16 protein-coding genes are annotated in these 24,589 nt (G+C 49.2%); 13 read left to right on the top strand and 3 right to left on the bottom strand.

Annotation, left to right across the window (positions count from 1 at the left end; translation table 11 throughout):
- Positions 1 to 57: 57 nt before the first annotated feature.
- The 4 genes from ACTJJS_RS02410 to ACTJJS_RS02395 all read left to right on the top strand — a co-directional run bounded on the left by ACTJJS_RS02410 (position 58) and on the right by ACTJJS_RS02395 (position 9,150).
- Entirely contained in the window at positions 58 to 3,663 is a 3,606-nt protein-coding gene (locus tag ACTJJS_RS02410; RefSeq protein WP_440662259.1) for a hypothetical protein, read from the top strand.
- 53 nt (positions 3,664 to 3,716) lie between these two features.
- Positions 3,717 to 8,024 carry a DUF6443 domain-containing protein gene (locus ACTJJS_RS02405; RefSeq protein WP_440662258.1) on the top strand — a complete coding sequence of 1,436 codons (4,308 nt, stop codon included), beginning with the start codon at positions 3,717 to 3,719 and terminating at the stop codon, positions 8,022 to 8,024.
- A gap of 12 nt (positions 8,025 to 8,036) precedes the next feature.
- Positions 8,037 to 8,474 carry a hypothetical protein gene (locus ACTJJS_RS02400; protein ID WP_440662257.1) on the top strand — a complete coding sequence of 146 codons (438 nt, stop codon included), beginning with the start codon at positions 8,037 to 8,039 and terminating at the stop codon, positions 8,472 to 8,474.
- Between the two features lie 229 nt (positions 8,475 to 8,703).
- Entirely contained in the window at positions 8,704 to 9,150 is a 447-nt protein-coding gene (locus ACTJJS_RS02395) for a YybH family protein (protein WP_440662256.1), read from the top strand.
- Between the two features lies 1 nt (position 9,151).
- On the opposite strand, the gene ACTJJS_RS02390 is transcribed toward ACTJJS_RS02395, so the two are convergent.
- Complete coding sequence (locus ACTJJS_RS02390; RefSeq protein WP_440662255.1) at positions 9,152 to 9,967, bottom strand: helix-turn-helix domain-containing protein; 816 nt, start codon at positions 9,965 to 9,967, stop codon at positions 9,152 to 9,154.
- 182 nt (positions 9,968 to 10,149) lie between these two features.
- Between ACTJJS_RS02390 and ACTJJS_RS02385 the strand changes: the two genes are divergently transcribed.
- Positions 10,150 to 10,794 (top strand): dihydrofolate reductase family protein, encoded by a 645-nt coding sequence (locus ACTJJS_RS02385; protein WP_440662254.1) that lies wholly within the window; start codon positions 10,150 to 10,152, stop codon positions 10,792 to 10,794.
- 22 nt (positions 10,795 to 10,816) lie between these two features.
- Here ACTJJS_RS02385 and ACTJJS_RS02380 read toward each other — a convergent pair whose 3' ends face one another.
- Positions 10,817 to 11,605 (bottom strand): hypothetical protein, encoded by a 789-nt coding sequence (locus ACTJJS_RS02380; protein WP_440662253.1) that lies wholly within the window; start codon positions 11,603 to 11,605, stop codon positions 10,817 to 10,819.
- A gap of 448 nt (positions 11,606 to 12,053) precedes the next feature.
- Between ACTJJS_RS02380 and ACTJJS_RS02375 the strand changes: the two genes are divergently transcribed.
- Together ACTJJS_RS02375 and ppsA are read left to right on the top strand one after the other, a co-directional pair.
- On the top strand, positions 12,054 to 12,506 hold the full coding sequence (locus tag ACTJJS_RS02375) for a MarR family winged helix-turn-helix transcriptional regulator (protein ID WP_440662252.1): 453 nt from the start codon (positions 12,054 to 12,056) through the stop codon (positions 12,504 to 12,506).
- Between the two features lie 5 nt (positions 12,507 to 12,511).
- Positions 12,512 to 15,106 (top strand): phosphoenolpyruvate synthase, encoded by a 2,595-nt coding sequence (gene ppsA, locus ACTJJS_RS02370; protein ID WP_440662251.1) that lies wholly within the window; start codon positions 12,512 to 12,514, stop codon positions 15,104 to 15,106.
- 42 nt (positions 15,107 to 15,148) lie between these two features.
- Here ppsA and ACTJJS_RS02365 read toward each other — a convergent pair whose 3' ends face one another.
- A complete protein-coding gene (locus tag ACTJJS_RS02365) occupies positions 15,149 to 15,307 on the bottom strand; it encodes a class I lanthipeptide (RefSeq protein WP_168869469.1) in 159 nt (52 codons plus the stop codon).
- Positions 15,308 to 15,769: 462 nt separating this feature from the next.
- Here ACTJJS_RS02365 and ACTJJS_RS02360 point away from each other — a divergent pair, with 462 nt between their 5' ends.
- The 6 genes from ACTJJS_RS02360 to ACTJJS_RS02335 all read left to right on the top strand — a co-directional run bounded on the left by ACTJJS_RS02360 (position 15,770) and on the right by ACTJJS_RS02335 (position 24,587).
- Positions 15,770 to 16,348, top strand: coding sequence for an RNA polymerase sigma-70 factor (locus tag ACTJJS_RS02360; protein WP_440662250.1), 579 nt, complete (start codon positions 15,770 to 15,772; stop codon positions 16,346 to 16,348).
- A 164-nt stretch (positions 16,349 to 16,512) separates the two neighbouring features.
- On the top strand, positions 16,513 to 17,094 hold the full coding sequence (locus tag ACTJJS_RS02355) for an RNA polymerase sigma-70 factor (protein WP_440662249.1): 582 nt from the start codon (positions 16,513 to 16,515) through the stop codon (positions 17,092 to 17,094).
- Positions 17,095 to 17,163: 69 nt separating this feature from the next.
- Positions 17,164 to 18,327 carry a FecR family protein gene (locus tag ACTJJS_RS02350; RefSeq protein ID WP_440662248.1) on the top strand — a complete coding sequence of 388 codons (1,164 nt, stop codon included), beginning with the start codon at positions 17,164 to 17,166 and terminating at the stop codon, positions 18,325 to 18,327.
- 206 nt (positions 18,328 to 18,533) lie between these two features.
- Entirely contained in the window at positions 18,534 to 21,896 is a 3,363-nt protein-coding gene (locus tag ACTJJS_RS02345; RefSeq protein WP_440662247.1) for a TonB-dependent receptor, read from the top strand.
- 12 nt (positions 21,897 to 21,908) lie between these two features.
- Positions 21,909 to 23,465 carry a RagB/SusD family nutrient uptake outer membrane protein gene (locus ACTJJS_RS02340; protein WP_440662246.1) on the top strand — a complete coding sequence of 519 codons (1,557 nt, stop codon included), beginning with the start codon at positions 21,909 to 21,911 and terminating at the stop codon, positions 23,463 to 23,465.
- A 15-nt stretch (positions 23,466 to 23,480) separates the two neighbouring features.
- The gene (locus tag ACTJJS_RS02335) at positions 23,481 to 24,587 is read left to right on the top strand and encodes a hypothetical protein (protein ID WP_168869475.1); all 1,107 of its coding nucleotides are present in this window, start codon (positions 23,481 to 23,483) and stop codon (positions 24,585 to 24,587) included.
- Positions 24,588 to 24,589 lie beyond the last annotated feature (2 nt).

Genomic DNA, 24,589 nt, shown 5'->3' with positions numbered 1-24,589 from the left:
ATAACCATGCTATGCGTCCGCTGCAAACCTATGTGCAGCCGGACATATTCTTGTACGATGAAAAAAATACTGAGCATACTGCTATGTGGCAGCACATTGTTTGGAACCTTATCTGTCCGTGCCCAGGGCCAACGACCTCCCCTGAAGGAGCCTGTAAAAGTGATCCCTTCCTCCCCTGAAGCATCAGCGCTGGGACGCTATGGGGAATGGCCTGTTAGCTTGCATACCGGCACGACCAACATCAGCGTTCCGTTTTACACGATTTCACAGCGAGACCTCTCATTGCCGGTACAGTTGTCGTACCATGCTTCCGGTATTAAAGTGGAAGATGTGGCTTCATGGGTAGGCACCGGCTGGGCACTGGAAGCCGGCGGAATGATCACCCGGACCGTACAGGGCATCCCTGACGATGAAATGAACGGTTATATGAGAACGCGTACGGAACTCGACAACTTTCCGAAAGTGTTTGACGCCAGGCAGCCCAGAGACTACAAAATTTTAAGTGAAGCCAGTCAGACCGGCGTCACACCTTATGACACAGAGCCGGACTGGTACTTCTTTAACTTCGCCGGCAAATCCGGAAAGTTCTTTATAGACAAAGACGGCAGCATGAAATCTATGCCTGTCAGCAACCTGAAAGTGGTACACTATCCTGCGTTCATTTCCGGGAATCTCGGTGAGCGTTACTGGGAAATACTGGATGACAATGGTGTTACCTATTTTCTCGGCCAGGACGGGGCACAGGAGACCACTGTTTACCAGGATGATGATAAAATGGTCCGCAGAAGCACCCTGAACGGATGGTACCTGAATAAGATCGTCTCTCCCAATAAGCAGGACAGCATTGTCTTCTCCTATGATGCCAAAAGCGAATATTACTCCGTAAAAGGCTCACAGGCACTGGTATTGCCACAAGTAGTCCCTAATGATTTTCTGACCACGACCATGCTGGAAAACGCCGGCTTCGGATATTATGGCACTAACGGTCCGGGTGCAGCCACCAACGCTGTTAGCGGAAAAACCAGGCTCAGTGCCATCACCTGGAAAGACGGGCGGATCGACTTCTACGCCAATACGAGAAGGGCGGATATTTCGGGCGTGTTACTGGACAGCATTTTGGTCCGCAATAATCAGCAGGATATTATCAACAAATATGAGCTCAGATATGATAATAACGCCTACAGGCCCTATCTGATGAGCATCGTACAACGGCCGGCACCGGAAGTGACGCAGGATTATTACTCCTTCGAATATGATAAAAACGCCATGCCGAACCGCTTTTCCGATGCGCAGGACAGATGGGGATACTATAACGGCGCCAACAGCAATACTAACCTGATCGAAAGTCATCCGGCCATGACCAAATTCCGGAATCCGTTCCCGATAGCGAAGGCTGACAGGATTTCAACCAACCAGGCCGCCATAGGAAGCCTTACCAGGATCAAATATCCAACCGGCGGGACCACCACTTTCACCTATGAGGTAAACCGCTACGACCGTACTGCCGAACCACCGAAGGAAATACCAGGCTATGTAGCACCCGGAGGCTTCTCCAGTAGTGCTACGTTTATAGGCTCCCGGTCCACGGTAAGCACTATTAACTCCAACGAGCGCGTAGCCGGAGCATGCCGGATGTTTATAGACGTACATAATTACATGAGAGGCGTGGAACCGGAAGATGCCTGGCTTCCGCGGTTTACCATCTACTCCATTGATAAAGCAGGAAAAGAAAGCGTATTCTATACATGGAATGCCCATGACAACAAACTGCAGAGTAACCCAACCTATAACAGTGACGGTACAGAAAATCTTCATTATCAGGAAGAAGGATACTTTCCGAGTTTTCCGGAAGGTCAAATGAAATTTGTGTTGGAAATCGTCTGCATCAGAAGATTTGGAGGATGCCCTGTATTTCCCAGAATGCCGGATATTTCTGTTTCCTACGAATACCAGAAGTATTATCCGCCTACCACAGAATCCCAGGCGCAGTATAACACCGCTGGTGGTATCAGGATAAAGGAAATGACCACCTATAATCAAAAAAACGAGATACTCACAAAAAAGCAATACACCTATACGAAAACTGCTATGCTGGATGGTAAGCCACAGGAAATATCCTCTGGTACAATGATCAGCACGCCGGTCAATTACTCCATTGGCAGAAGAGCATTCTCCTGCGGACCAATGTACGATGCCAACGGGCAACAGTCCTGCAGCTTTTCCCAGATCATGGTCGGCACTTTCAGTTCCTCACCGGTAAATGTATTAGGCATGAGCGGTGGCGGATATGTAGGCTACGATAAAGTAACGGAATCTGTAGTTGACGGCAGCGGAAAGACCGGAAGAACAGATTATTATTATAGCACCGCCTCCAACGGCTACAGCAGCGTCAATATGAACGGCATCTACAACGGTTTTGAAGGAGATGGCTGGAGGCTTCAGTTCCCTTTAATTGACCGTAGTTATGCCAGAGGCCTGCTCCTCCAAAAAGATGTCATTGCCATCTCACCAACAGGTACCGAAAAACTGATAGAACAGGAAATCAACAAATACAATCTAAATGACCAACCGAATGATCCAAACCTCGTTACTTCCAGGTACCTGAAAGTAGTGCGCTTGGCCGACTCGCTGAAAACCTGTTGCGCCAGGACCTATACCGATGCAGAAAGAATCGAAAACAGAATCTATGAATTCGGATATAGCTACTACGATGTTAATTCTCCATGGGTCACATTGGCCAGTAAAACACTGATGAAAGACAGTGTGACGACCACCACCAACTACTTCTACAATTCTTCCAATCAGATGATTTCGAGGGAAGAACGGACCAATAGCAGGAACGAGACCGCTGTTACCAGTCTGAAATACCCGTCTGATAAAGTATGGGCAGGACAGGACCCGCAAGGAATTTTCCAGAAGATGATAGACCGGAATATGATCTTACCAGTGGTAGAGGAAGAAAATATAGTCAACGGTGTACAACGGAGCAAAACAACCGTCAGCTTCAAAGACTGGTATAACAATGGCAGGATCATCAGACCTGATACCGTTTTCACCTCCAATCTGGGTAAGGCCATGTATCCCGCTGTTATCTATAAATCCTACGATCTTTTGGGTAATATCAGGTCTATGAGTGCCGGTAGCAACTTCACATCTTCCTTTGTATGGGGCTATAACGATGCCTACCCGGTCATGAAAGCCGATAATGCCGAAGCTGGTGAAATCTACTACGAAGGTTTTGAAAACAGCGCGCTGGCGGGCGTAGCCGCCGATGTGGCACATCAGGGGAACAAATCTTTTAGAGGCACACTGGCTGTCAATTTTGTGAAACCCGACAACAAGGAATACCTCCTCTCCTACTGGAAGTATACCGGTGGCAGCTGGAAAAAAGTGGTCCAGACATTAACCGATAACAATCCGACAATAAGTTCAACAGATCCTGTTGACGATGTTGCCATATATCCTAAAGGAGCGATGGTAAGCACTTTCAGCTACCTTCCGCTGGTAGGGATGACGTCTGAGAATTCTCCGGTCAACATCCTGAGAAAATACTCCTATGACAAACTGGGACGATTACAGATTATACGTGACGCAGATAACAGAATCCTGAAAATGCTCTGTTATAACTATTACGGACAGGCCACTGATTGCCTGCCAAAGTAGTCCGTACGTTCGTAAATCCTTATTCTACTAACATTTGTAGCATACTATACAATATGAAATTCAGCAAATCAGTTAACCTGATCATAAAACTGGTTATCCCTATACTTACCATCTGTGAGATAGCTTCCGCGCAGAACGTACCGGTGGAAACCGCCAAACAACCGGAAGCTGCGCCGCTATGGCCGGCTGCCGGGTATGACAGTATCCTGCGGAATTATATCTGCAGCTGGGAACCCGCTATGCCGTTAACCAATCCGGCAGATGTGACCAACTCCGCACGTCCGGCGTCAGAAGTAAAATTGACCACCCTGTATTTTGACGCCATCGGCAGGCCCCTCCAAACGGTCAACAAACAGATGAGCGGCTCCGGAAAGGACATCGTGTCCATGTTTTTGTACGACATGATGGGGCGGGAAAAACTAAAATACTTGCCTTATGCCGCCCAAACCGGCAATACCAGCGACGGTAAATTCAAGCTGAATCCATTTGCGGACCAGAAGAATTTTTATCTGAACGAGGCATTAAATCCAGGAACAGCTGGTGAAACTGTATACTATAGTGAGATTGAATTTGAAGGCTCTCCACTCAGCCGGGTTTTAAAAACTTATAGTCCCGGTAACAGCTGGGCTAAGACTGGCGGCAGTCACCCCACAGGACAAGACTTTGCTGCCAATACCGCCGAAGATGGTGTGCGCATCTGGACGATAGCAGATGACCAGGCCATACCGGCCAGCCCCGGTACTTATGCAGCCAAACAACTATACAAACATATCGCCTACGATGAACAGGGGCAGACCACCGTCACCTTTACCGATAAAGACGGCCGGCAAATACTGAAGAAGGTACAACTGGACAACGACTGGCTCAGCACCTATTACGTGTATGACAACTCCGGCAACCTGCGGTTTGTCATACCTCCCCGGGCCACGCAGCTTATCAATGGCAGCTGGGACCTCTCGCCTGTAGCCGCCGAGCTTTGTTTCCAGTACCAGTACGACGAACGTAACCGGGTAATTGTAAAGAAAGTCCCGGGCGCCGCCCCCGTGGAAATGGTATATGACATCCGCGACCGGCTGGTGCTGACACGTGACGGCAACCTGAAAAGCAAACAGCAATGGCTGCTCTCTTTTTATGATGGCCTCAATCGTGTTGTGGAAACAGCATTGTATACTGCCGATACCAACACCTATAGCAGGGAGGTAGTGCAACAGAAGCTGAACACCTCCACCGGCGCCGGCAGTGTTCAATATGATTTTCCGGGAATAACCCACCTTGTGGTTAAAACAAACGACCGGCAACGCTATGAAGCGCGGGAAAGCATTACCATAGAGCCCGAATTTGATTCTGGCAATGGGGACAATCTGGATTTTCAGATCAATCCGTCTTTATCAACCGGCACTATCTACCTACCGGTGACCAACCCGCTGCCTGACATATCTCCGGCTGCGTTGACGCCGCTTACCTTCACTTTTTATGACCACTATTCCAATGATGGCCAGAAAGCCGCAGTCACAGAAGACTTCAGCAAGCCACAGGCAGGCAGCAACCTGTATGCACAGCCTATCCGGGTCAACACACTTGCAGAAGGATTGGTAACTGGAACGCGCATACGCGTTTTGGGCACTGATACCTGGCTGACGACTACTAACTACTACGACGATGACAACCGGCTGATACAAACTATCAGCGACAATCTGAGCGGCGGACAGGATGTGAATACCATGATGTATGATTTCAACGGAAAAGTACTGAGCACCTACGTATCCCACCGGAACAAGCAGAGCAGCGCCACTCCTGAAACCAAAGTGCTTACCATGATGCGCTACGACCATGCAGGCCGGGTAGATGAAATCACCAAACAGATTAATGACAACCCGGCTTTGCGGCGGACTATAGCGGCCAACACCTATAATGAGCTGGGGCTGATGAAAACAAAGCGCCTCGGCGTTACCTCCGGCGGGCAGCTGGAAACACTCGAATATGAATACAATATCCGCGGCTGGTTAAAAGGCATCAACAGAAAGTTCGCCACCGGAAAAACCAGTGACAACTGGTTTGGCCAGGAGCTCAGCTATGATTACGGATTTACCGGTAAACAGTTCAACGGCAACATCGCCGGCGCAAAATGGAAAAGCCGCTCAGATGGACTGGCACGGGCGTTTGGTTATCAATATGATCAGGCTAACCGCGTGACCGCAGCCGACTTCAGTCAGCTGGAAGGAACTACCTCCTGGACAAAAACGAAAATGGACTTCTCCGTCAGCAATCTGACCTACGATGCCAATGGAAATATCCTGTCCATGAGCCAGAAAGGTATGGAAGGAGGCGCTGTCAAGATGATTGACAGCCTGAAGTATGGCTACCTTCCCAACAGCAACAAACTATCTTTCGTTACAGATAAACAGAATAATCCCAATACCCTGCTGGGTGATTTCCGGGAGAAACAAAACGATGAATCCCCGGATTACGCCTATGACCGTAATGGCAACCTGGTCCTTGATCAGAACAAACAGCTGGCCATCTACTATAATCATCTCAATCTCCCTGACAGCATCGTTGTTACAGGAAAGGGATACATCACCTACACTTACGATGCCGGCGGAAATAAATTAAGGAAGAAAGTAGTGGACCAATCCGGCCAGGGAAAGACCACTGTTACCGATTATACCGGCGCATTTCAGTATACCAATGATACCTTACGCATCATCAGTCACGAAGAAGGCCGTATCCGCACCATCGCTAAAGCCGGAGCCCCGCTGGACTACAAATATGACTATTTTGTTAAGGACCACCTGAACAATATACGTATGGTGCTGACTGAACAGACAGATTTCACCATGTATGCCGCTACCATGGAAAATGCCCGTGCCGCGGTTGAAACGGCGCTGTTCAGCAATGTGAATGAAACTCGTGTACCCAAGCCAGCAGGCTACCCTAACGATGAGATAAACAGCAAAAACGCCGCCGTGGCCAAATTAAATGCCAACCCCGGCGGGAATAAAATCGGGCCGTCACTGGTGCTCCGTGTAATGGCCGGCGATACCATCCAGGTAAATGCCCGCGCCTTTTATAAATCACAAGGCCCGGTTGCGAAAAACGCACCTCCTCCCGCAGAAGACATGGTAGCAGGCTTGGTGCAGGCTTTCGGCGGACAAGCTGAAGGCGGCAGTCAGCACGGCTTCGCCTCAGGGAACAACGGTACGCCTTTCAACACCAGCTTCTACAACAACAACTACCAGCGGCTCAAAGAGAAGAGCCCGTCTCAGCCGGAAGGTAAACCGAAAGCCTATCTCAATTTTGTATTGTTCGATGATCAGTTTAAATTAGTCGACCAGAACAGCGGTGTTAAACAGGTGAGCGGTGAGGCAGATCAACTGCAAACCCTCGGTACAGACAGAATGTCCATCACGAAAAACGGCTTTCTGTATGTATACACCAGCAACGAGTCACAGCAGGACGTGTTCTTTGATAACTTAGTGGTGACACAGGCTTCTGGACCAGTGCTGGAAGAGACGCATTATTATCCGTTTGGGTTGACGATGGCGGGGATTAGTTCTAATGCGTTGAAGGGGGAGAGCTATTCCAAAAATCACAAGGAATTCAACGGTATTGAGCATACTACAGACTTAGATTTAAATCAATATGATGCATTCTACAGGAATCTTGACCCGCAAATAGGCAGATGGTGGCAAATTGACCCAAAACCAAGTGATGCTATTAGCTTGTATGCTGCAATGGAAAACAATCCGGTTTTAAATGTAGACCCTATGGGTGACACAATTATATTCCACTCATCTACAACCAAAGAGTTTCAACAAGCCTTTGCAGCAGCAGCCTTACAACTTCTCAGCAGGGGGCAGGGAAAAGAATTGGCCCAGTTATTTTTCTCTAAGCAAAAGTACATTGTGAAGGAATTTGAGGGTACAAATTCAGCGTTTAAAGGTAAATTTCTTTATGACAAAAAAGGTAATATCGTTGGAGGCAATGGAGGAGAAATATTGTGGAATCCTACAATTGGAAAGGAAACAGAAACGGGGGTAGCAATTTCTCCAACTGTTGTGTTGAACCACGAATTGGACCATGGCGCAAAATTTGACAGAGATCCAGTAGGCTTTGCCAAAGATGCCATTACTCCAGATGAGCAATATGGGACTAAGGAAGAAAAACGGGTAATTACCGGAAGTGAACAACGGACAGCAAGAGGGCTTAAGGAGATAGGCCCCAATCAGATTACCAGAAGGAGTCATGAATTCAAAAACCAGCTCCTTGTAAATGATCCAAGATCCAATAAGGGATCAATCATCAGTCCATATTATAACTTAGGAACCTTTCAAATTTCAGCGCCAAAAAAGAAAAAATAAATTTCTGATCTTATGTTAAAAGTAGCAACTATTTTTTTCCTGACATTCTTCTCCATCTACTTCATTTTGCCATCATCGGGTTCTGCTCAGGTAAATAAAAATCGTGTCAGAAAAGCAGTAATTGAATTTGAATCATTCACAACAACAACAGCCGAATCTGTCAAATGCGAGGCATTTCGGAAGACATTTAAAGAATCGCTTAAAAAAGTAGAATTCATTAAGTCCGAATTAGATGAATTGTCGAAATATCAAAACAAGTTCCTTTTAGTAAAACCTCGGTCAATTGATGTCAGGGTGTTGCTTAAATTATACTTTGATGATAAGATCGAACAATATTGTATGGATAGATTTGGAATTTTTGTTCATTGCAAATCCGGTAAATATTTTGAGAATAAATCATTATCAGAATTAATAAGACGAAAATGCCTTCCTCCTAATTTGCAAAACTAAAAAACGCTGAACCGTCTATAGTGCTCTCAAAAAGAAATATACTTTTTGAGAGCATTTTTTTACAGTGTTTAAATGATTCCGACCGCTACTGCGTTATCGTCCATAGCTTTGACCAATACCTTCAGAAATTCATGGACCACAACTACACGTTATCTCCCAGGTCCCCCCGTTGTTCGCAATTTTACAATTTCACGCCCTCCAAAACCATTTGTTTTGCAGAAAAAAACAGATGAAACAATTCCTTATGCTCAGCCTGATGGTCCTCGCTTTTTCCGCGGCCAACGGCCAGTCTGAAGATCAACCGCTAAAAGCAGCCAGAAAGGCGATAGAAGCCAGTAATGCCATTTACTCCGATTTAGCCAATAAAAACGATGGCTCCATCCTGACAAGGTATACCGACGATGCGTGTTTGTACCCGCCCAATGCCGCGCCGGTATGCGGGAAAGACAATATTGTGAAGTTCTTTAAAAACGGTCCGAAAGTCAACAGCAAATTCACTATCCTGCACCTGTACGGCGACGGACAAACAACCGTTACGGAAGAAAGCCATTACGAACTGACCGATATGAAAGGCAATAAACTGGACGACGGCAAAGTAATCGTCATCTGGAAAAAAACGGCCAACGGCTGGAAGATGCACCGTGACATGTTCAGCAGCAACCACCCGGCGAAATAAACTAAAAACCGATGTTCACCGCCTGCTGAAAGGCTGCATCGTTTTTGATCAGCCGCTGCCGCGCCTCAGAAGGCGTGATACCGGTAAATTTTCTGAATTCTTTGATAAAATGCGCCTGGTCATAATACCCGGTGTCATAGGCCACTGCGGTCAGTGACGCCGGGGTATCCAACACCAGCCGCAGGCTTCTGTTGAACCGCACCACGGCCACCAGCGCAGCCGGACTGAGACCCACATGCTGCAGGCAGAGTTTCTGGATATATCTCTCTGAAATACCGGATTTACGGGCAACAGCGGGCAAATCCAGTTTATCATCTCCCGATAAAAAAAATTGAGAGAGCTGTTGTACAACAGTCACTTTCTTCAACTGCTTTTCATGCTGTTTTAATTGTTCCAGCAGGAACTGCTCCAACACCCTGATTTTATCATGGATAGTACCGGCTTCCATGATCCGGCTGTATAGTTCCCGGTGCTCCTGTGAACGCACATCGTACAGGTCGGTGGCATAATTGGTGAATTCGGCCAGCGGGTTGGAAAAAAACAGGGCGCCGGCATGTGGATAAATGCGTGCAATCAACACGGTGGTGCCTTTGGTAACCGTCACCCTTGTGGGCAGGGTAAGATGTCCCAGCAGTTCTATGGAAGGCGTGTCTTTTTTTCTGCCATTAATGATCGTGGCAGCGGCCCCGGACAGATTTACAACAAGATCAATATACCCGCTGGGATAGAACACCTCGTTATCGAGATCTACCTCAATCGTCACAACGGTATAATTCTTTATGTAGGGCGCTAAGATGGCCGATGGCAAACATTGCATCAAAGTAGGGCATAAGGCGTTCCCTGTTAAAGTTAATCAAACTAAAGCAGTCGTCAAACCCTTTACAGACAAGTATTGCATCAAACCGGAAAAAAATGTCGTAATCAACCCGGGGATTGTCGTGGCGGCCCCTCTTGTGTTTTAAACGGCCGCCTTACATTTGGTGTATAAATCCTTTGATCATGCGAAAACTAATGATGAAAATGTCAATGTCTGTCGACGGGTTCGTCGCCTCCTCCAATGGCAGGCTCGACTGGCTCTTCAAGTCTGCGGATGAAACATCAACAGCCTGGGTGATCGGGCTTTGCGAATCGGCAGGGCTGCATATTATGGGCAGTAAGAGCTTTCATGATATGGCATCTTACTGGCCCACTTCGCCTCTTCCCATTGCGAGGCCGATGAACGAGATACCCAAAGCCTTCTTTACCCAAAAAGGGGCCGCAGGTTTTGACCCCGCACGTACCACCAACGCTGTGGAAAGCGCCAGGCAATATGATGCAGGCAGTGGAGTGGTGGCCAACGAGGTACAATCACCTGCCGCAATATCCTGGGCCGAAGCCCGGATTTTCAGCGGTGATCTCGCCGAAAACATCAAAGCACTCAAAGCTGAACCGGGAAAACCCATCTTAGCGCACGGAGGCGCAGGATTCATGCGGAGCCTCATAGCAACCGGCCTTATAGACGAATACCATTTAGTGACGCATCCCGTAGCACTGGGCTCAGGACTACCGATATTTAACGGTCTTTCCAAAGAACTTGATCTGAAACTCGCGGATGTCAAGGCGTTCCCCGGAGGAGTCATCGTTCATACCTACCATCCTGCGTAAGGCTTTACAACGGGTAAGATTTTCATTCATCAGCAGTTGCCTTCCTCATGGCCCTGAAACCCTCTTTTACAACGGGTACCAGCGTGGGCGTAAAAAACTGGGGCTTGAACACGATGTCTTTTGTTTCCTTGTTGACAATCCATTGCCAACGCCTGGCTAATATAAAATCCAGCCGTTGTTGGCGAGTAAGGCCGGGTAATGTATAATAATCAGTATGCTCCCCTTCCTTACCGGAATTCTGGCGGTAGGTGCCGGTGATGGCCACTTTATGCTTCCGCTCAAAATTCTTTATCATGGCGGCGTTTTCGGCACCCCGCTTCCATTGCGGATCTTGCGGGCAACAAGCGGACCCTAAACTTTCTGTCCGGTACACCACCAGGGTATCTTCAGGTATGTGGGGCGTAACGAATTCCAGCTTCGGCTGCTCGCCCAATACACGAATGCTATCCACCGTCACGGTCCCCTCGTTTCTGCGGATATGATAATAAATATTGGTGGTGACAGGTTCCGCGCACATGTTATTCCGGGTGGCAGCTTCGGCCACTTTATGATAATACTCCCAGTCCGGCACAATCAGCGTCAATTCTTTAATCGAAGGATAAAAAGTATTGGTCGCTTTAAACATCTCTACCGGGATGTGCGCGTTCACCAAAAACACATAGTTTGAATCAGGGTGTTCTTCCAGTGGTATGTCCACCAGGTAATTGCCTGCGGCTTCCGCTACATGCTTGTCCTCAATCATGATAACGTGATCATAGGATGGACGCAGCCAGCTGGTATCTGCTGACGCCTGTGGTTTCGCTTGTGCCATACAACCTGAACTTAAAAGGATTAAACATATTTGTCTGATCATCATAAAGTAGTTTATACCGTACCATTACCGGCTAATTGATGAAAATCTTGTTTTGCTGTTCGCTTTGGAAGCTTCTTCCAACCATAGGATGCTCCTTTACCCACCATTTCCACAACCCGGACAACATTTTTTTTACGACTGCCATCTTATACCCCCAAAAATGAGGAAAGAAACCGGAAGTTTAAACGGCGATTGACATCCGCGGCATATGGGACATCATTTGCGGACTTACCGCCAACAAGTGCGAATAATTCTTCAGCCAGGCTCATCAACCGGGAGGCAGGAGTAGTATGCCTATACGATTATCGTGCCCGGCCGCAGGCTTTTTTCAGCCGGAATTTATTTGGATACTATCGCCAGACAATTTATCTTAGCAACTAAGATATTTACTCAATAAGATATAAAAATGGAGCAGGACATTATTAAACAGATCAGAAAATTGACCCAGGCATATGCTTACACCGCGCTGCAAATGCATGAAGCCGTGGCCCGCAAAGCCGGGCTTTCCGGCACTGACCATAAATACCTCGGCTTCCTGCTGGAACGGGGCGAAATGACAGCCGGCGACCTGGCAACGCTGACCGGCCTCACTACCGGCGCCATCACCGGTCTGATTGACCGGTTCGAAAAAAAGAACCTGGTAAAGAGAAAATTTGCGGAAGGCGACCGGAGAAAGGTGCTCATTGAGCCTAACACCAGGCTTATCATGGCGCTGTTTGAACCGCTGTACAAGGATTTCCGGAGCAAATCGGAAAAACTGACCGCTTCGTTCTCCGAAAAAGAAGCTAAAGTCATTGAACGCTATTTTTCCCAGGCAATTGAAATCATGCAGGAAACCACTACTAAACTCAACCAATAAATAATATGTGCGCTTACATACTCGACTTTCAGGAAATAGATAAAACGATGGTGGCCCAGGCCGGCGGCAAAGGCGCCAATCTCGGGGAACTATGCCGCATAGAAGGGATACAGGTGCCTCCTGGCTTTTGTGTCACCACAGCCGCCTACCAGGCAGCGATCAGCCACCAGGCGACGTTGCAGGCATTACTAAACCAGCTGGCCCGGCTGCAGGCAGATGACAGGAAGAACATCAGTGACATCTGCGCCCGCGTCCGCGCTACCATCGAAAGCATCGCCATCCCGGAGGACATTGCCGCAGCAGTGGCGGACCATCTTCATTTACTGGGCGAGGACAAAGCCTATGCTGTACGCTCCAGCGCCACCGCGGAAGACCTGCCTACGGCCTCTTTCGCCGGCCAGCAGGACACCTATCTGAACATCACCGGCAAAACCGCCATTCTGCAACATATCAGCCGGTGCTGGGCATCGTTGTACACAGACAGGGCGGTCACCTACCGTTTACTACAGGGAATTGACCAAAGCAAAGTAAGCTTGTCGGTCGTGGTGCAACAAATGATTTTCCCGGAAGTATCGGGCATCCTGTTCACCGCAGACCCGGTAACGTCCAACAGGAAAGTGCTCTCCATCGACGCCAGCTTCGGACTGGGCGAAGCCCCGGTGTCCGGGCTCGTCAATGCAGACAACTACAAAGTCCGCGAAGACCAGATCATCAACCGGAAAATATCGAACAAACAACTGGCTGTCCTTCCCGCTGAAAACGGTGGTACACATACACAGCCACTCACGCCGGAACAGCAGCAGCAGGCATCGCTGACAGACCAGCAAGTGCTGACACTCGGTCGCCTTGGAAGAAAAATTGAAGCGCATTTCGGCAGTCCGCAAGACATCGAATGGTGTTTTGCCAACGACACATGGTATATCGTACAGAGCAGGCCCATCACCACTTTATACCCGGTACCCCAGGCGCAGGATGAAGAAAATCACGTATATGCGTCAGTTGGCCATAACCAGATGATGACCGACGCCATGAAACCACTGGGCTTATCTTTTTTCCTGATGGCCACATCAGGGCGGATGTACCCCGCCGGCGGAAGACTGTTCATCGATATCTCCAACTTCCTGGCAACACCATCGGGAAGGGAAGCCATTATGAACACACTGGGCAAATCCGATCCGCTCACCAGAGACGCCCTCACCATCATCATGGAGCGGGAAGGTTTCATCAAACCATTGCCGGACAATAAAACGGAGCGTCCTCTCCCTACCAGCGAAGGACAGCCGCCACTGGAAAACGACCCGGCCATTACTGCTGAACTCATCGCCAACAGCCAATCTTCGATCGAACTCTTAAAACAAAACATTCAAACCAAATCAGGACTGGAGTTATTTGATTTTATTCCGGAAGATGTACAGCAATCCAGAAAAATCACTTTTGAATCCAAAAGCCTGCGGGTGGTCATGGCCGCCGTAGAAGCCTTATTCTGGATCAATGAACATATAGAAGAATGGCTGGGCGAGAAAGGCGTTGCAGGCACACTCTCCCAATCCGTTCCCAACAACATCACGTCAGAAATGGGACTGGCCCTGCTGGACGTAGCAGACGTGATCCGTCCCTACCCGGAAGTGGTGGCCTATCTGCAACAAACAACCGCCGACAACTTCCTGGACCTGCTACCGCAGCTGAAAGGCGGGCAGGAAGCCCACGACGCTATCACAGCATATCTTCAGAAATATGGCATGCGCTGCGTGGGAGAAATCGACATCACTAAAACCCGCTGGATTGAAAAGCCGCTCAATCTCGTCCCACTTATTCTCAGTAACATCCGCAACTTTGAACCAGGCGCCGGTATCCGGAAGTTCGAACAGGGTAAACAGGAAGCCTTACAAAAAGAACAGGAACTATTGCAACAGTTAAAGTCCCTGCCCGACGGAGAACAAAAAGCCGCTGAAACGCAACAAAAGATCAGCCTGATGCGCAACTTCCTCGGCTACCGCGAGTACCCCAAATACACGCTGGTAAACCGCTACTTTATCTATAAACAGGCTTTGCTGAAAGAAGCGGAACAACTGGTACAGGCCAACGTTATCCGCGAAAAAGAAGATGTCTATTATCTTACTTTCCAGGAATTCCGCGAAGTGGTACGCAGTCAACAGCTGGATGACGAACTTATCCGTCAGCGAAAAGAAGAGTATAAACTATTTGAAAAACTGACACCGCCACGGATGATCACTTCTGACGGTGAAATTATTAACGGCAGTTACAAACGGGAAAACCTGCCGGCAGGCGCCATCGTCGGTACACCGGTTTCCGCCGGTATCATAGAAGGACGCGCCCGCGTTATCCTCAATATGGCCGATGCCAACCTGGAAGAAGGCGATATCCTCGTCACCGCCTACACCGATCCCAGCTGGACACCACTGTTCGTGTCCATCAAAGGGCTGGTCACGGAAGTCGGCGGGGTGATGACCCATGGCGCAGTGATCGCCCGGGAATATGGCCTCCCGGCCGTAGTGGCCGTGGAAAACGCCACGCGGCTGATCAAAGACGGCCAACGGATACGCGTAAACGGAACGGATGGATATGTGGAGATATTATAAATGCATTCCCAGGGCTGAAGCCCTGGGAATAAAAAATCGTTCTTAACAGAACTGGCCATTCCTGCGGGCTTCATCATCGCAATTGATGAAGGTATGGTAGGAAATGCGTCCCTTTAACTGGTCTTTCTGGTCTGTCAGCGCAACAATAGTGGATTTGTTGATCATCAGTTTTTTGGTCAATGAGGGTTTTTTCGTTTTCATTTTCATAACATTTAATAGTAAATCCTCCCTGTCTTTAGTCAAAGGACATGGCCATGGGCGGGTTGTTCAGCACCATAAACTTTCGGAATAGTATCATAACAGGCTCCTTGTATTCAGCACGTTTTAATGTATTTAAACCCCAAAAATACCCTGGCCAGGCATTTTGAATTCAAATCACTAAACAGCCTGAATCAAACTGTAGCCCGGGGTTTCAACCCTGGAAAAAAGGAGAAAATAGCGTTAGCAAAGTCACGTTCGGGTTTGGATACAACTTGGAAAAACAAACATAAAGACATGGGTTAATCTGATCAATATTCTGTTTATCTAAAATACAAAAAATTATTAAACAAATCAATTTATCATATTTGATTTCCGGTATGTTGTTTCCTTATTATTATCTTTTCATGTCCTGATATAAAATCTGAATTTATTTTTATAACGTTGCGTACCACATCAATCATAATGACCCGGTACGAGCCACCATCTGACGCTGACCTGATAATGTCCCTGCGAGAGGGCGATAGTGGCGCGTTCACTGAAATCTACAACCGTTACTGGAAACAACTGCTGGCCATCGCTTATCTCCATAGCAGGGATAAAACCATAGCAGAGGAAATTGTACAGGAAGTGTTTATCAGCCTGTGGAACAGACGTAACGAGCTGTACATCGACAACGTAAATGCCTACCTGGCCACAGCCGTGAAATTATCCGTTTTCAAACAACTGGTACGGCAAAAACGCAGAGACGAGATCAAAGAACAGGTAGCCGTTACAGATACTTCGTCCTTCGATGAAGAACAGATCTACACCCGTTTCCTGCAACAACAGATCAATGGCGTAGTGGAAGTTTTACCGGAAAAATGCCGCCTCGTATTTAAACTCAGCAGAGAAGAAGGGCTTACTATCCCCGAAGTGGCCCTCCGGATGGGCATTGCAGAGAAAACAGCGGAAGCGCATCTCACCAAAGCCCTGAAAGTGCTAAAACTCAGGCTGAACCGCCCCTATATCTGGGCACTCCTTCTTATCAAAGCCCTGATGTAAAAGGCCCCAAAAAATTTCTACCGGCACTAAGGGTAAAGGCCACCCTTATGGTACATACTCTTGTAACCATCCATCCATGTTATGAACAACAGCGTATCTACCCGCCGCGGGAAAGATGTACACAGCTATGCCAACAAGCCAGGTGAGGGAGACCGGTCTGTCACATGAAAGAACGCCGGCCACCATCAGACGCCGATATCATGATGTCCCTGCGCAGGGACAACGGGCACGCTTTTGCCGAAATTTATAACCGTTATTGGAAAACATTGCTGGCCATCGCCTATCATCATTGCAGGGACAAAACACTTGCGGAAGAAATTGTACAGGAAGTCTTCATCGGCCTCTGGAACAGGCGCCATAAAAAAGATATTGACAATATTGAAGCTTACCTGGCCACTGCCGTAAGGTTATCTGTCTTTAAACACTACCTGCGGCAGAAACGAAGAACAGCCATCATAGAACAGACCGCCGCCACGATAGTGTCCACACAGGAAGAAGAAAAAATCTATACCAGGCTGTTACAGCAACAAATTAACAACATCGTGGAAACATTGCCTTCGCAATGCCGGCTGGTATTCCGCCTGAGCAGAACGGAAGGACTGACGATACCGGAGATAGCGAAGCAGCTGGGCATCGCGGGAAAAACCGCGGAAGCCCATCTCACCAAGGCTTTAAAGGTACTAAAGCTGAAACTGAACCGTCCCTGTCTGTGGTTGCTCCTGCTGGCGCAATTCTTTATACAATAAAAATTATATCCCCACTAAGGGTAAAACAATACTTGTGGTACATCTCTGTATAACGATAAACCTTACACGTTGAAGGACAACATACATCAACTCATTGAAAAATACCTCGATGGCAGTATTACGCCGACAGAAGAGGCTGCGCTCATGGCCTGGTACCAGGAACATAATCAGACGGATATCGAATGGGTGTCGGACAATGCAGATGAGGAAGAACAGGTGCGCCTGCGTATGCTAACGCGCCTGGGCCGGCAAATCAATATACCGGCAGCGCCGCCGGTCCGCCGTAAGCGAGTGGCATACTACCTTTCGGCCGCTGCAGCAGTGCTGCTGTTACTAGGTTTCGCCGGATATTATTACTTCACACAGATACATGCCCCTGCACATCCGGCCAATACAACACTGGCCTTAAAAGATATCGGTCCCGGTGGCAACAAGGCCGTGCTCACACTTGCCAACGGCGACAAGGTGGTACTGGAGGATGTACAGAATGGCGTCATATCACGGCAGGGCAATGCCTCCGTCAATAAAACCGATAGTGGCCGGCTCTCCTACCAGGTAACAGACAACGGCGCCTCCGCTGTGGTTTACAATACCCTTACCACACCCTATGGCGGCCAGTACCAGATCACCCTGCAGGATGGCACCAAAGTATGGCTCAATGCCGGTTCCTCGCTGCGTTTCCCGGCTTCTTTCGCCGGCAACGAAAGGAACGTTACGCTCACCGGTGAAGCTTATTTTGAAGTGGCCAAAGATAAAGCCAGGCCCTTCCTGGTGACAACCACCACCGGCTCTGAAATGCCTATGACGGTGAAAGTACTGGGCACACACTTCAACATCAACGCTTATCCCGATGAACAACAAAATACCGTCACCCTGCTGGAAGGCGCCGTAAAAGTGGACTATGGCCCGTCCAACGCGCTGCTGGCGCCTGGCAAAGAAGCCATCTTAAACAAAACCACCGGCAGGCTGCATACCGCCGATGGCGACACAGAATCAGCCATAGCCTGGAAAAACGGCTACTTCATATTTGACAACGAAAAAGTAGAAAGCATCATGCGACAGATCAGTCGCTGGTACGACGTGGAAATCACCTACCAGGGCGATGTTTCCCGCAAAGCTATCGGTGGTAGCCTGTCCCGTTCAAAAAATGTGTCCGAAGTATTAAATATGCTGGAATTAACCGGTACTGTTCACTTTAAAACCAATGGAAGGAGGATCATCGTTATGCCATAAAACACCTGCACACACAGGCAGCTATAAAAAACCGGGAGTGTTCCCGCACCCCCGGCCGGTTTGAGCTTACCTGTGAAAAACAAGTTTCAATCGCTACTGTCATCACAGTTTTTACTAAACACAAACATCCAAATGTAATGAAATTTTACATACCTGTCGTGCGCCCTGACAGAGCCGGCGTCACGTGCAAAAAAATTCTGTTGATAATGAAACTGACCGTCGTTTTAATGATCGCAGCGTTATTGGAAGTCAGTGCCACCAGCTATGCACAAAAGGTGACATTATCTGCCAAACAAATCACTCTTCGCGATGTATTCCGTCAGATTCGCAAACAAACTGCCTACAACGTACTATGGAACGTTGACATTCTGCAAGACGCCAAACCGGTGGAAATTCAGGCCACCAATGCCAGCGTGGAAGATGTGCTGAAACAATGTTTCGCCCATCAGCCCTATACCTATGCTATTCATCAGAATACGATCGTCATCACCCGAAAAACAACAACAACGGTTATCTCCATTACCATCAAAGGCCGCGTAACGGACGTGAACAACCACCCTTTGCCCGGGGTGGCCGTCAGGCTTAAAGGCTCACAAACCGGCACCACCACCCTGGCTGATGGCACTTATACACTCACTGTGCCTGATGCAGGCGGGATATTGTTATTCAACTACATGGGCTATACACCCAAGGAAGTGGCTGTCAATGGGCAGACTGTCATCAATGTGCAGCTGGAACAAACCTCGTCGCAGCTGAATGAAGTAGTGGTGGCCTATGGTAAACAAAGCACCCGCGAAATAGTAGGCTCCGTGGCCAAACTGTCGGCCGTTGACATCAAAGACCAGCCCACCGGCACTTTCGCGGAAAGATTACAGGGCAAACTGCCTGGCGTACAGGTAGCGCAAACCACCGGCAGGCCGGGACAGGGAATGGACCTCCGCATCCGCGGCGCCGCCTCCCTCACGTCCAGCGTGCGGCCACTGATAGTAGTGGACGGGCAGCCTATGACGGGCAATCCCGACGCTATCAATAACATCAACCCGGATGAGATAGAATCTTTCACCGTACTGAAAGATGCCTCCTCTACAGCGTTGTACGGCTCCCGCGCGGCCAACGGCGTAGTGATGATCACCACCAAAAGAGGCAAAGCCGGCGCTACACAAATCAATTTCAACTCCTATTACGGCACCGCCTCGCTGATGCGGGAACTGATACCACCTGTCATGAACGCCACTCAGCTGGCCACCTACATGAAAGGTTTTTATGAAGACAAAATCAAGTACGAAGGTTATACCGGCGGCATCCCCGCAGTATATCAAAACCCGGAACAATATGGCAAAGGCACCGACTGGTTCAGCGTGCTCACCAGAAACGCGCCGGTGCAAAACTACAGCCTGTCCGTCAGCGCCGGCAATGAGAAAGCCGCTGTCAGCGTGGTGGGTGGCTATTTTGATCAACAGGGCATTTTGCTCAACACCGGCTACAAACGTTTCTCCCTGCGCGTAAACGGTGATTTCAACCCGTCCAAAAGAATAAAAATCGGCGTGGGAGTAGCACCGTCCCTGCAGTTGGAACACAACAACCGCCAGGGCGTTGGCTTTAACGTGGACGGACAACGGGCCATTTTTGCGTCCGCCTCTATGATGCCCACCATGGGATCTCCCTACAATCCTGACGGCTCACTGGCACTGGGCATCTCAGGCTTCACCAATCAATTTGTATGGGCCAACCCGCTGCGTCAGCTGCTCGAAATAAAAGACGATGCCAACCGCCTGCGTTTACTCGCCAACGTATTCACCGAAGTAAAACTGACAGACCACCTCACCTTCCGCACATCCGGCAGCACTGATATCTCCAGCATGACCCGCAACAGGTTCATCCCTTCTACTTCTATGGGCGGCTTCAACGCCCTCCCTATTGAGAACGCGCCGCCGGGCAATAACTCCGCCCTGGGTGAAACCAGTGTTAACAACGATTACTCCTGGCTCAACGAAAATACACTGAACTACCGGCAACAGTTTGGTAAAGACCATTCACTGGACTTATTGGGCGGTTTTACCATACAGCGGTCCACAGGGTTTGCCAGTGATGTGGTAGGCCGCGACTACCCGGATAACAGCATTCCCTACCTCAGCGCCGCTACCCGCTTCACTACCAACACCTCCAGCGCCGGCGCCTGGACGATGGCATCCCTCCTTGGCCGTTTGAACTATAGCTATAAAGACCGCTACATGTTACAGGCCACCATCAGAAGAGATGGCTCCTCCCGTTTTGGTGACCAGAACAAATGGGGCACCTTCCCGTCTGTAGGTGCAACCTGGATCGTTAGCGATGAGTCTTTCCTTAAAAACATGCCTGTGCTGAGCTTCCTGAAAGTAAGGGCCTCCTTCGGTATGACAGGCATGAACGAAATCGGTAACTATACTACAGTGGCCGGCATAGGAAACGCCAACTATGTTTTTCCTGGTGGCCTCGCTCCGGGCAAAGTGCAAAACAGCCTGGGCAACCAAAGCCTTTCCTGGGAACGTAACCGGCAGTTTGATGCCGGCATTGACATCGGGTTGTTTGACGGAAGGGTTAATCTGACTTATGACTACTACAATAAACTGACGGCAGGGCTGTTGTTCACCTTGCCGGTTCCGCAGTCATCCGGGTTTTCCACAGTACAGGACAATCTGGGCGATATCAGTCAATGGGGACATGAGATCATCGTCAGCACCAAAAACATGGTGGGCAAATTTAAATGGAACACCGACTTTAACATCTCTTTCAACAGAAATATGGTTAAACGGATCGGTCTCAACAACATTTCTTTCGCGGACAATCCCACTACCACCTTATCAGAGTTCACCGACTACCGCACACTGGTAGGCAAACCTGTAGGACAGTTCTACGGTTACATCTTTGACGGCATCTTCAAAAACCAGGCAGAAGCCGATGCCGGGCCTAAATACTACGGAACTGGCACCACTACCCTCTCCCAGGCCGGCACCGTACGGTTCAAAGACCTGAACGGCGATGGTAAAATCACTTTCCCTGAAGACCAGACCGTCATTGGTGATCCTAATCCGAAGTTCATTTTTGGTTTAACAAACACCTTCCAGTACCAACATTTCGATATGAGCATTGCCATCTCAGGCACTTATGGCAACAAGCTGAAAAACGGTATGCAGGAAAGCACCTACAACCTGGACGGTGTGTTCAATGGCCCGCCTGAACTGCTCGATCGCTGGCGCTCGGAAGACAATCCCGGAAATGGCCGCGTGGCAAGGACCTTAGCCAACACCACCGCCGCCTACAGAACAGACAATACATTGTTTATTCACGATGCTTCACACCTCACCATCAATAATATCGCGCTGGGATATACGCTGACGAAATTCAGAACACCTGCTATCAAAAGTTTAAGGGTATACGCTTCCGCTCAAAACGTGTACATCTTCACCAGCTATCCCGGCAACCCGGAAGTAAGCGCCGGCGGACTGGCATATGTAACACAGCAGGGGCAAGACCTTGGGGCTTATCCACTGCAACGGACCTTCACGTTTGGTTTGAACCTTGGCCTTTAAAAATCAGCAAAAATGAAAAAGATTTCCTGTTATATATTAGTCACACTGAGTCTGGCAGCAACGTCCTGTAAAAAGTTCCTTAGCGAAAACGATCCCAACAGGACCACACTGGGGAGTTATTTCAAAAACCAGAACGATTTTGATCTCGCTGTCAACGGCGCCTATAACCAGCTGCGTGGTCTTTATAACAACAAAAGCGCGTGGGTGATGGGAGAAATGCGGTCCGATAACACTCATTACGATTACAAATCTTCCGATCAGGCAGTAGCTACCGTGAACCGCTATAATGTGGCGGATTTCCTGGATGATAAATACAACAACCAGACACCCGGGAAATGGAATGCCGGTTTCAACGCCATATCTGCTGTCAACGTGATCATGGACCATATTGATGATATCCAGCTGTCCGAATCAGCACGCAATTCCATTGTGGGACAGGTAAAATTTATCCGCGCCCTCGCTTATTTCGACCTGGTGCGTTTCTACGGCGGACTGCCCATTTACAAACGGGCGCCGCTTACCCGTGAGGAGACTTATATTCCGCGTGCCTCCGTGCAGGAAGTATATGACCTGATCGTTGCCGATGCCACCGATGCCGCCGCCAAGCTGTCTGCCACAACGTTTCCGCAGACCGGCCGCGCTACCAAAGGCGCCGCACTGACGCTGCTCGGGGACGTATACCTTAGCCTGAAAAAATACGACCAGGCAGAAGCCGCGTTGAAACAAGTGACCGCTATGGGGTACTCCTTGTTTCAAAACTACGGAGATGCGTTCCAGTTAAACAACAAAAACGGCAAGGAGTCTATCTTTGAAATACAGTTCAACACGGGTCTGGCCGTACCGCAGGCTAATGTCGACGCCTCTGTTTACAACTTCCTGCCGCGCATGGCCAACACTACCGTGGTGACCGGCGTTAATTACAACAGCATCACCAATACCGGCGGTTTTAATACGCCCACGCAAGACCTGATCAGCGCTTTTGAAGCAGGCGACCAACGCCTCGATGCCTCCATCGCTATGGCAGAAGGCACTTTCAACGCCACAGATGACTTTACTGCCACCGCCGTGAAGTCCGCTGTCAACTACACACCGCCCGCCGGCAAAGTAGGACGGCCGTTCCCGAGGAAATTCCTGCATGCGCATACCATCGGCAATCAAACCAACGACAACTGGCCGGTTTACCGTTATTCGGAAGTACTGCTCCTGCTGGCGGAAAGCCTCAACCAGCAAGGTAAATCAGGCGAAGCGCTGACATACCTGAACATGATCAGGCAACGCGCCTTCGGCGATGCCCTGCACAATATCACCACCACAGACCAGACCGCATTACAGGCGGTGCTGCTGAAAGAAAGACGTGTAGAGCTGGCCTTCGAAAATAAACGCTGGCTCGATCTGGTACGCACAGGCAACGCAATAACTGTGATGAACGACTTCGGCGTGAAACAAAAAGCACAGTACAGCTACCTTCAATCGGGAAGTTACAACGTCACGCAAAACAGGCTGTTGTTCCCCATCCCGAACGCAGAGATGCTGCTGAATGATAAACTCACACAAAACCCTGGTTACTAACTAAAACTCACCCACATGAAAAAGATCATGATGAAGGCAGGAAACCCCTGCCTTAAGTCTTCCTGTGTTCATTGGACAGTGTCAGTATTGGTTTTATTCACCCTCTCCTGCTCACGGCAGCAGGAACAGCTACAACCCGAAAACAAAACAACCACAGCGGAAGATGGCCGGCAGGCACAGACCGAAGCCACCTGCTGCTGGGTAGCCATCACCAATCAGGCTACCAAAAAAATTGAAGTGTACGATCCCGCGGATGCTTCCTGGACTACCGCCAAATGGTCGTGGATGCCCACCACCGCGCTTTCGTATAATGCTACCAGTGAGATACCCCTCTGGGAAGCGCCTACCGATATCAAAGTGCGGAACAACGCTATTTTCGACAATACCGCACAGGTGATCACCGCCACCTCCTACCGGCTGGCCACTATTGCCCGATACACGGGCACGGGCACACGCGGACAGAAACTGTGGGTGATGGGATTTAATGACACCACCAGTCTGCATGCGATGGAGATACTGCCTGACGGCAACTGCGTTGTGGCCAGCGCCGGCAAAGAATGGCCACAGGGCTGGATACGCATCTACTCTTCCTCACAGCCGGTGCCCAACCACGGCGTTAATACACAATACTATTTCCCTGCGGCACACGCAGTGCTGTGGGACAATACCCATCAGGTGCTCTGGGCGCTGGGCAATCAGCTGAGAAAATACGGTTATAACACGCCCAACTCCGGTGGCAGTACCACCAATCCTAAGCTGGAGCTGCTGGTCACCTACAACGTGTTACCCTCTGCATGGGGCCACGATCTCTCCGCCGATGTGAACAATCCCGACCAGCTGCTGCTGTCCACTAACGGTGGCGTATATATCTTCCATGTGTCCAATGGTACTTTCAGCAGTATGCCGGGAGCGGCCCAACAAACTTTTGTGAAAGCCATCAGCAGTCAGCCAGGACAGAACACCCTGGTGGAAACACGGCCCAGCAGCGGTTGCACTATCAACTCCTGGTGCACTTCCGTGGTCAATTTCTACAATGCTTCCAATGGAAACGCTACCGGTTCGCGTACGGTAAGCGGTTCCGCTATCTACAAAGCAAAAACTTTCGACCCAAATTACTATTGATA

The organism is Chitinophaga sp. 22308 (assembly GCF_052045305.1).
Taxonomy (GTDB): Bacteria; Bacteroidota; Bacteroidia; order Chitinophagales; family Chitinophagaceae; genus Chitinophaga; species Chitinophaga varians_A.
This window is presented reverse-complemented; position numbering and strand designations above follow the sequence as displayed.

Excerpts from the sequence above, each read along its gene's own strand:
- ACTJJS_RS02380 (WP_440662253.1), bottom strand. The coding sequence starts at position 11,605 with ATGGCACAAGCGAAACCACAGGCGTCAGCAGATACCAGCTGGCTGCGT.
- ACTJJS_RS02410 (WP_440662259.1), top strand. The coding sequence starts at position 58 with ATGAAAAAAATACTGAGCATACTGCTATGTGGCAGCACATTGTTTGGA.
- ACTJJS_RS02375 (WP_440662252.1), top strand. The coding sequence starts at position 12,054 with ATGGAGCAGGACATTATTAAACAGATCAGAAAATTGACCCAGGCATAT.
- ACTJJS_RS02400 (WP_440662257.1), top strand. The coding sequence starts at position 8,037 with ATGTTAAAAGTAGCAACTATTTTTTTCCTGACATTCTTCTCCATCTAC.
- ACTJJS_RS02360 (WP_440662250.1), top strand. The coding sequence starts at position 15,770 with ATGACCCGGTACGAGCCACCATCTGACGCTGACCTGATAATGTCCCTG.
- ACTJJS_RS02390 (WP_440662255.1), bottom strand. The coding sequence starts at position 9,967 with ATGCAATGTTTGCCATCGGCCATCTTAGCGCCCTACATAAAGAATTAT.
- ACTJJS_RS02395 (WP_440662256.1), top strand. The coding sequence starts at position 8,704 with ATGAAACAATTCCTTATGCTCAGCCTGATGGTCCTCGCTTTTTCCGCG.
- ppsA (WP_440662251.1), top strand. The coding sequence starts at position 12,512 with ATGTGCGCTTACATACTCGACTTTCAGGAAATAGATAAAACGATGGTG.
- ACTJJS_RS02340 (WP_440662246.1), top strand. The coding sequence starts at position 21,909 with ATGAAAAAGATTTCCTGTTATATATTAGTCACACTGAGTCTGGCAGCA.
- ACTJJS_RS02335 (WP_168869475.1), top strand. The coding sequence starts at position 23,481 with ATGAAAAAGATCATGATGAAGGCAGGAAACCCCTGCCTTAAGTCTTCC.
- ACTJJS_RS02385 (WP_440662254.1), top strand. The coding sequence starts at position 10,150 with ATGCGAAAACTAATGATGAAAATGTCAATGTCTGTCGACGGGTTCGTC.
- ACTJJS_RS02355 (WP_440662249.1), top strand. The coding sequence starts at position 16,513 with ATGAAAGAACGCCGGCCACCATCAGACGCCGATATCATGATGTCCCTG.
- ACTJJS_RS02345 (WP_440662247.1), top strand. The coding sequence starts at position 18,534 with ATGAAACTGACCGTCGTTTTAATGATCGCAGCGTTATTGGAAGTCAGT.
- ACTJJS_RS02405 (WP_440662258.1), top strand. The coding sequence starts at position 3,717 with ATGAAATTCAGCAAATCAGTTAACCTGATCATAAAACTGGTTATCCCT.
- ACTJJS_RS02365 (WP_168869469.1), bottom strand. The coding sequence starts at position 15,307 with ATGAAAACGAAAAAACCCTCATTGACCAAAAAACTGATGATCAACAAA.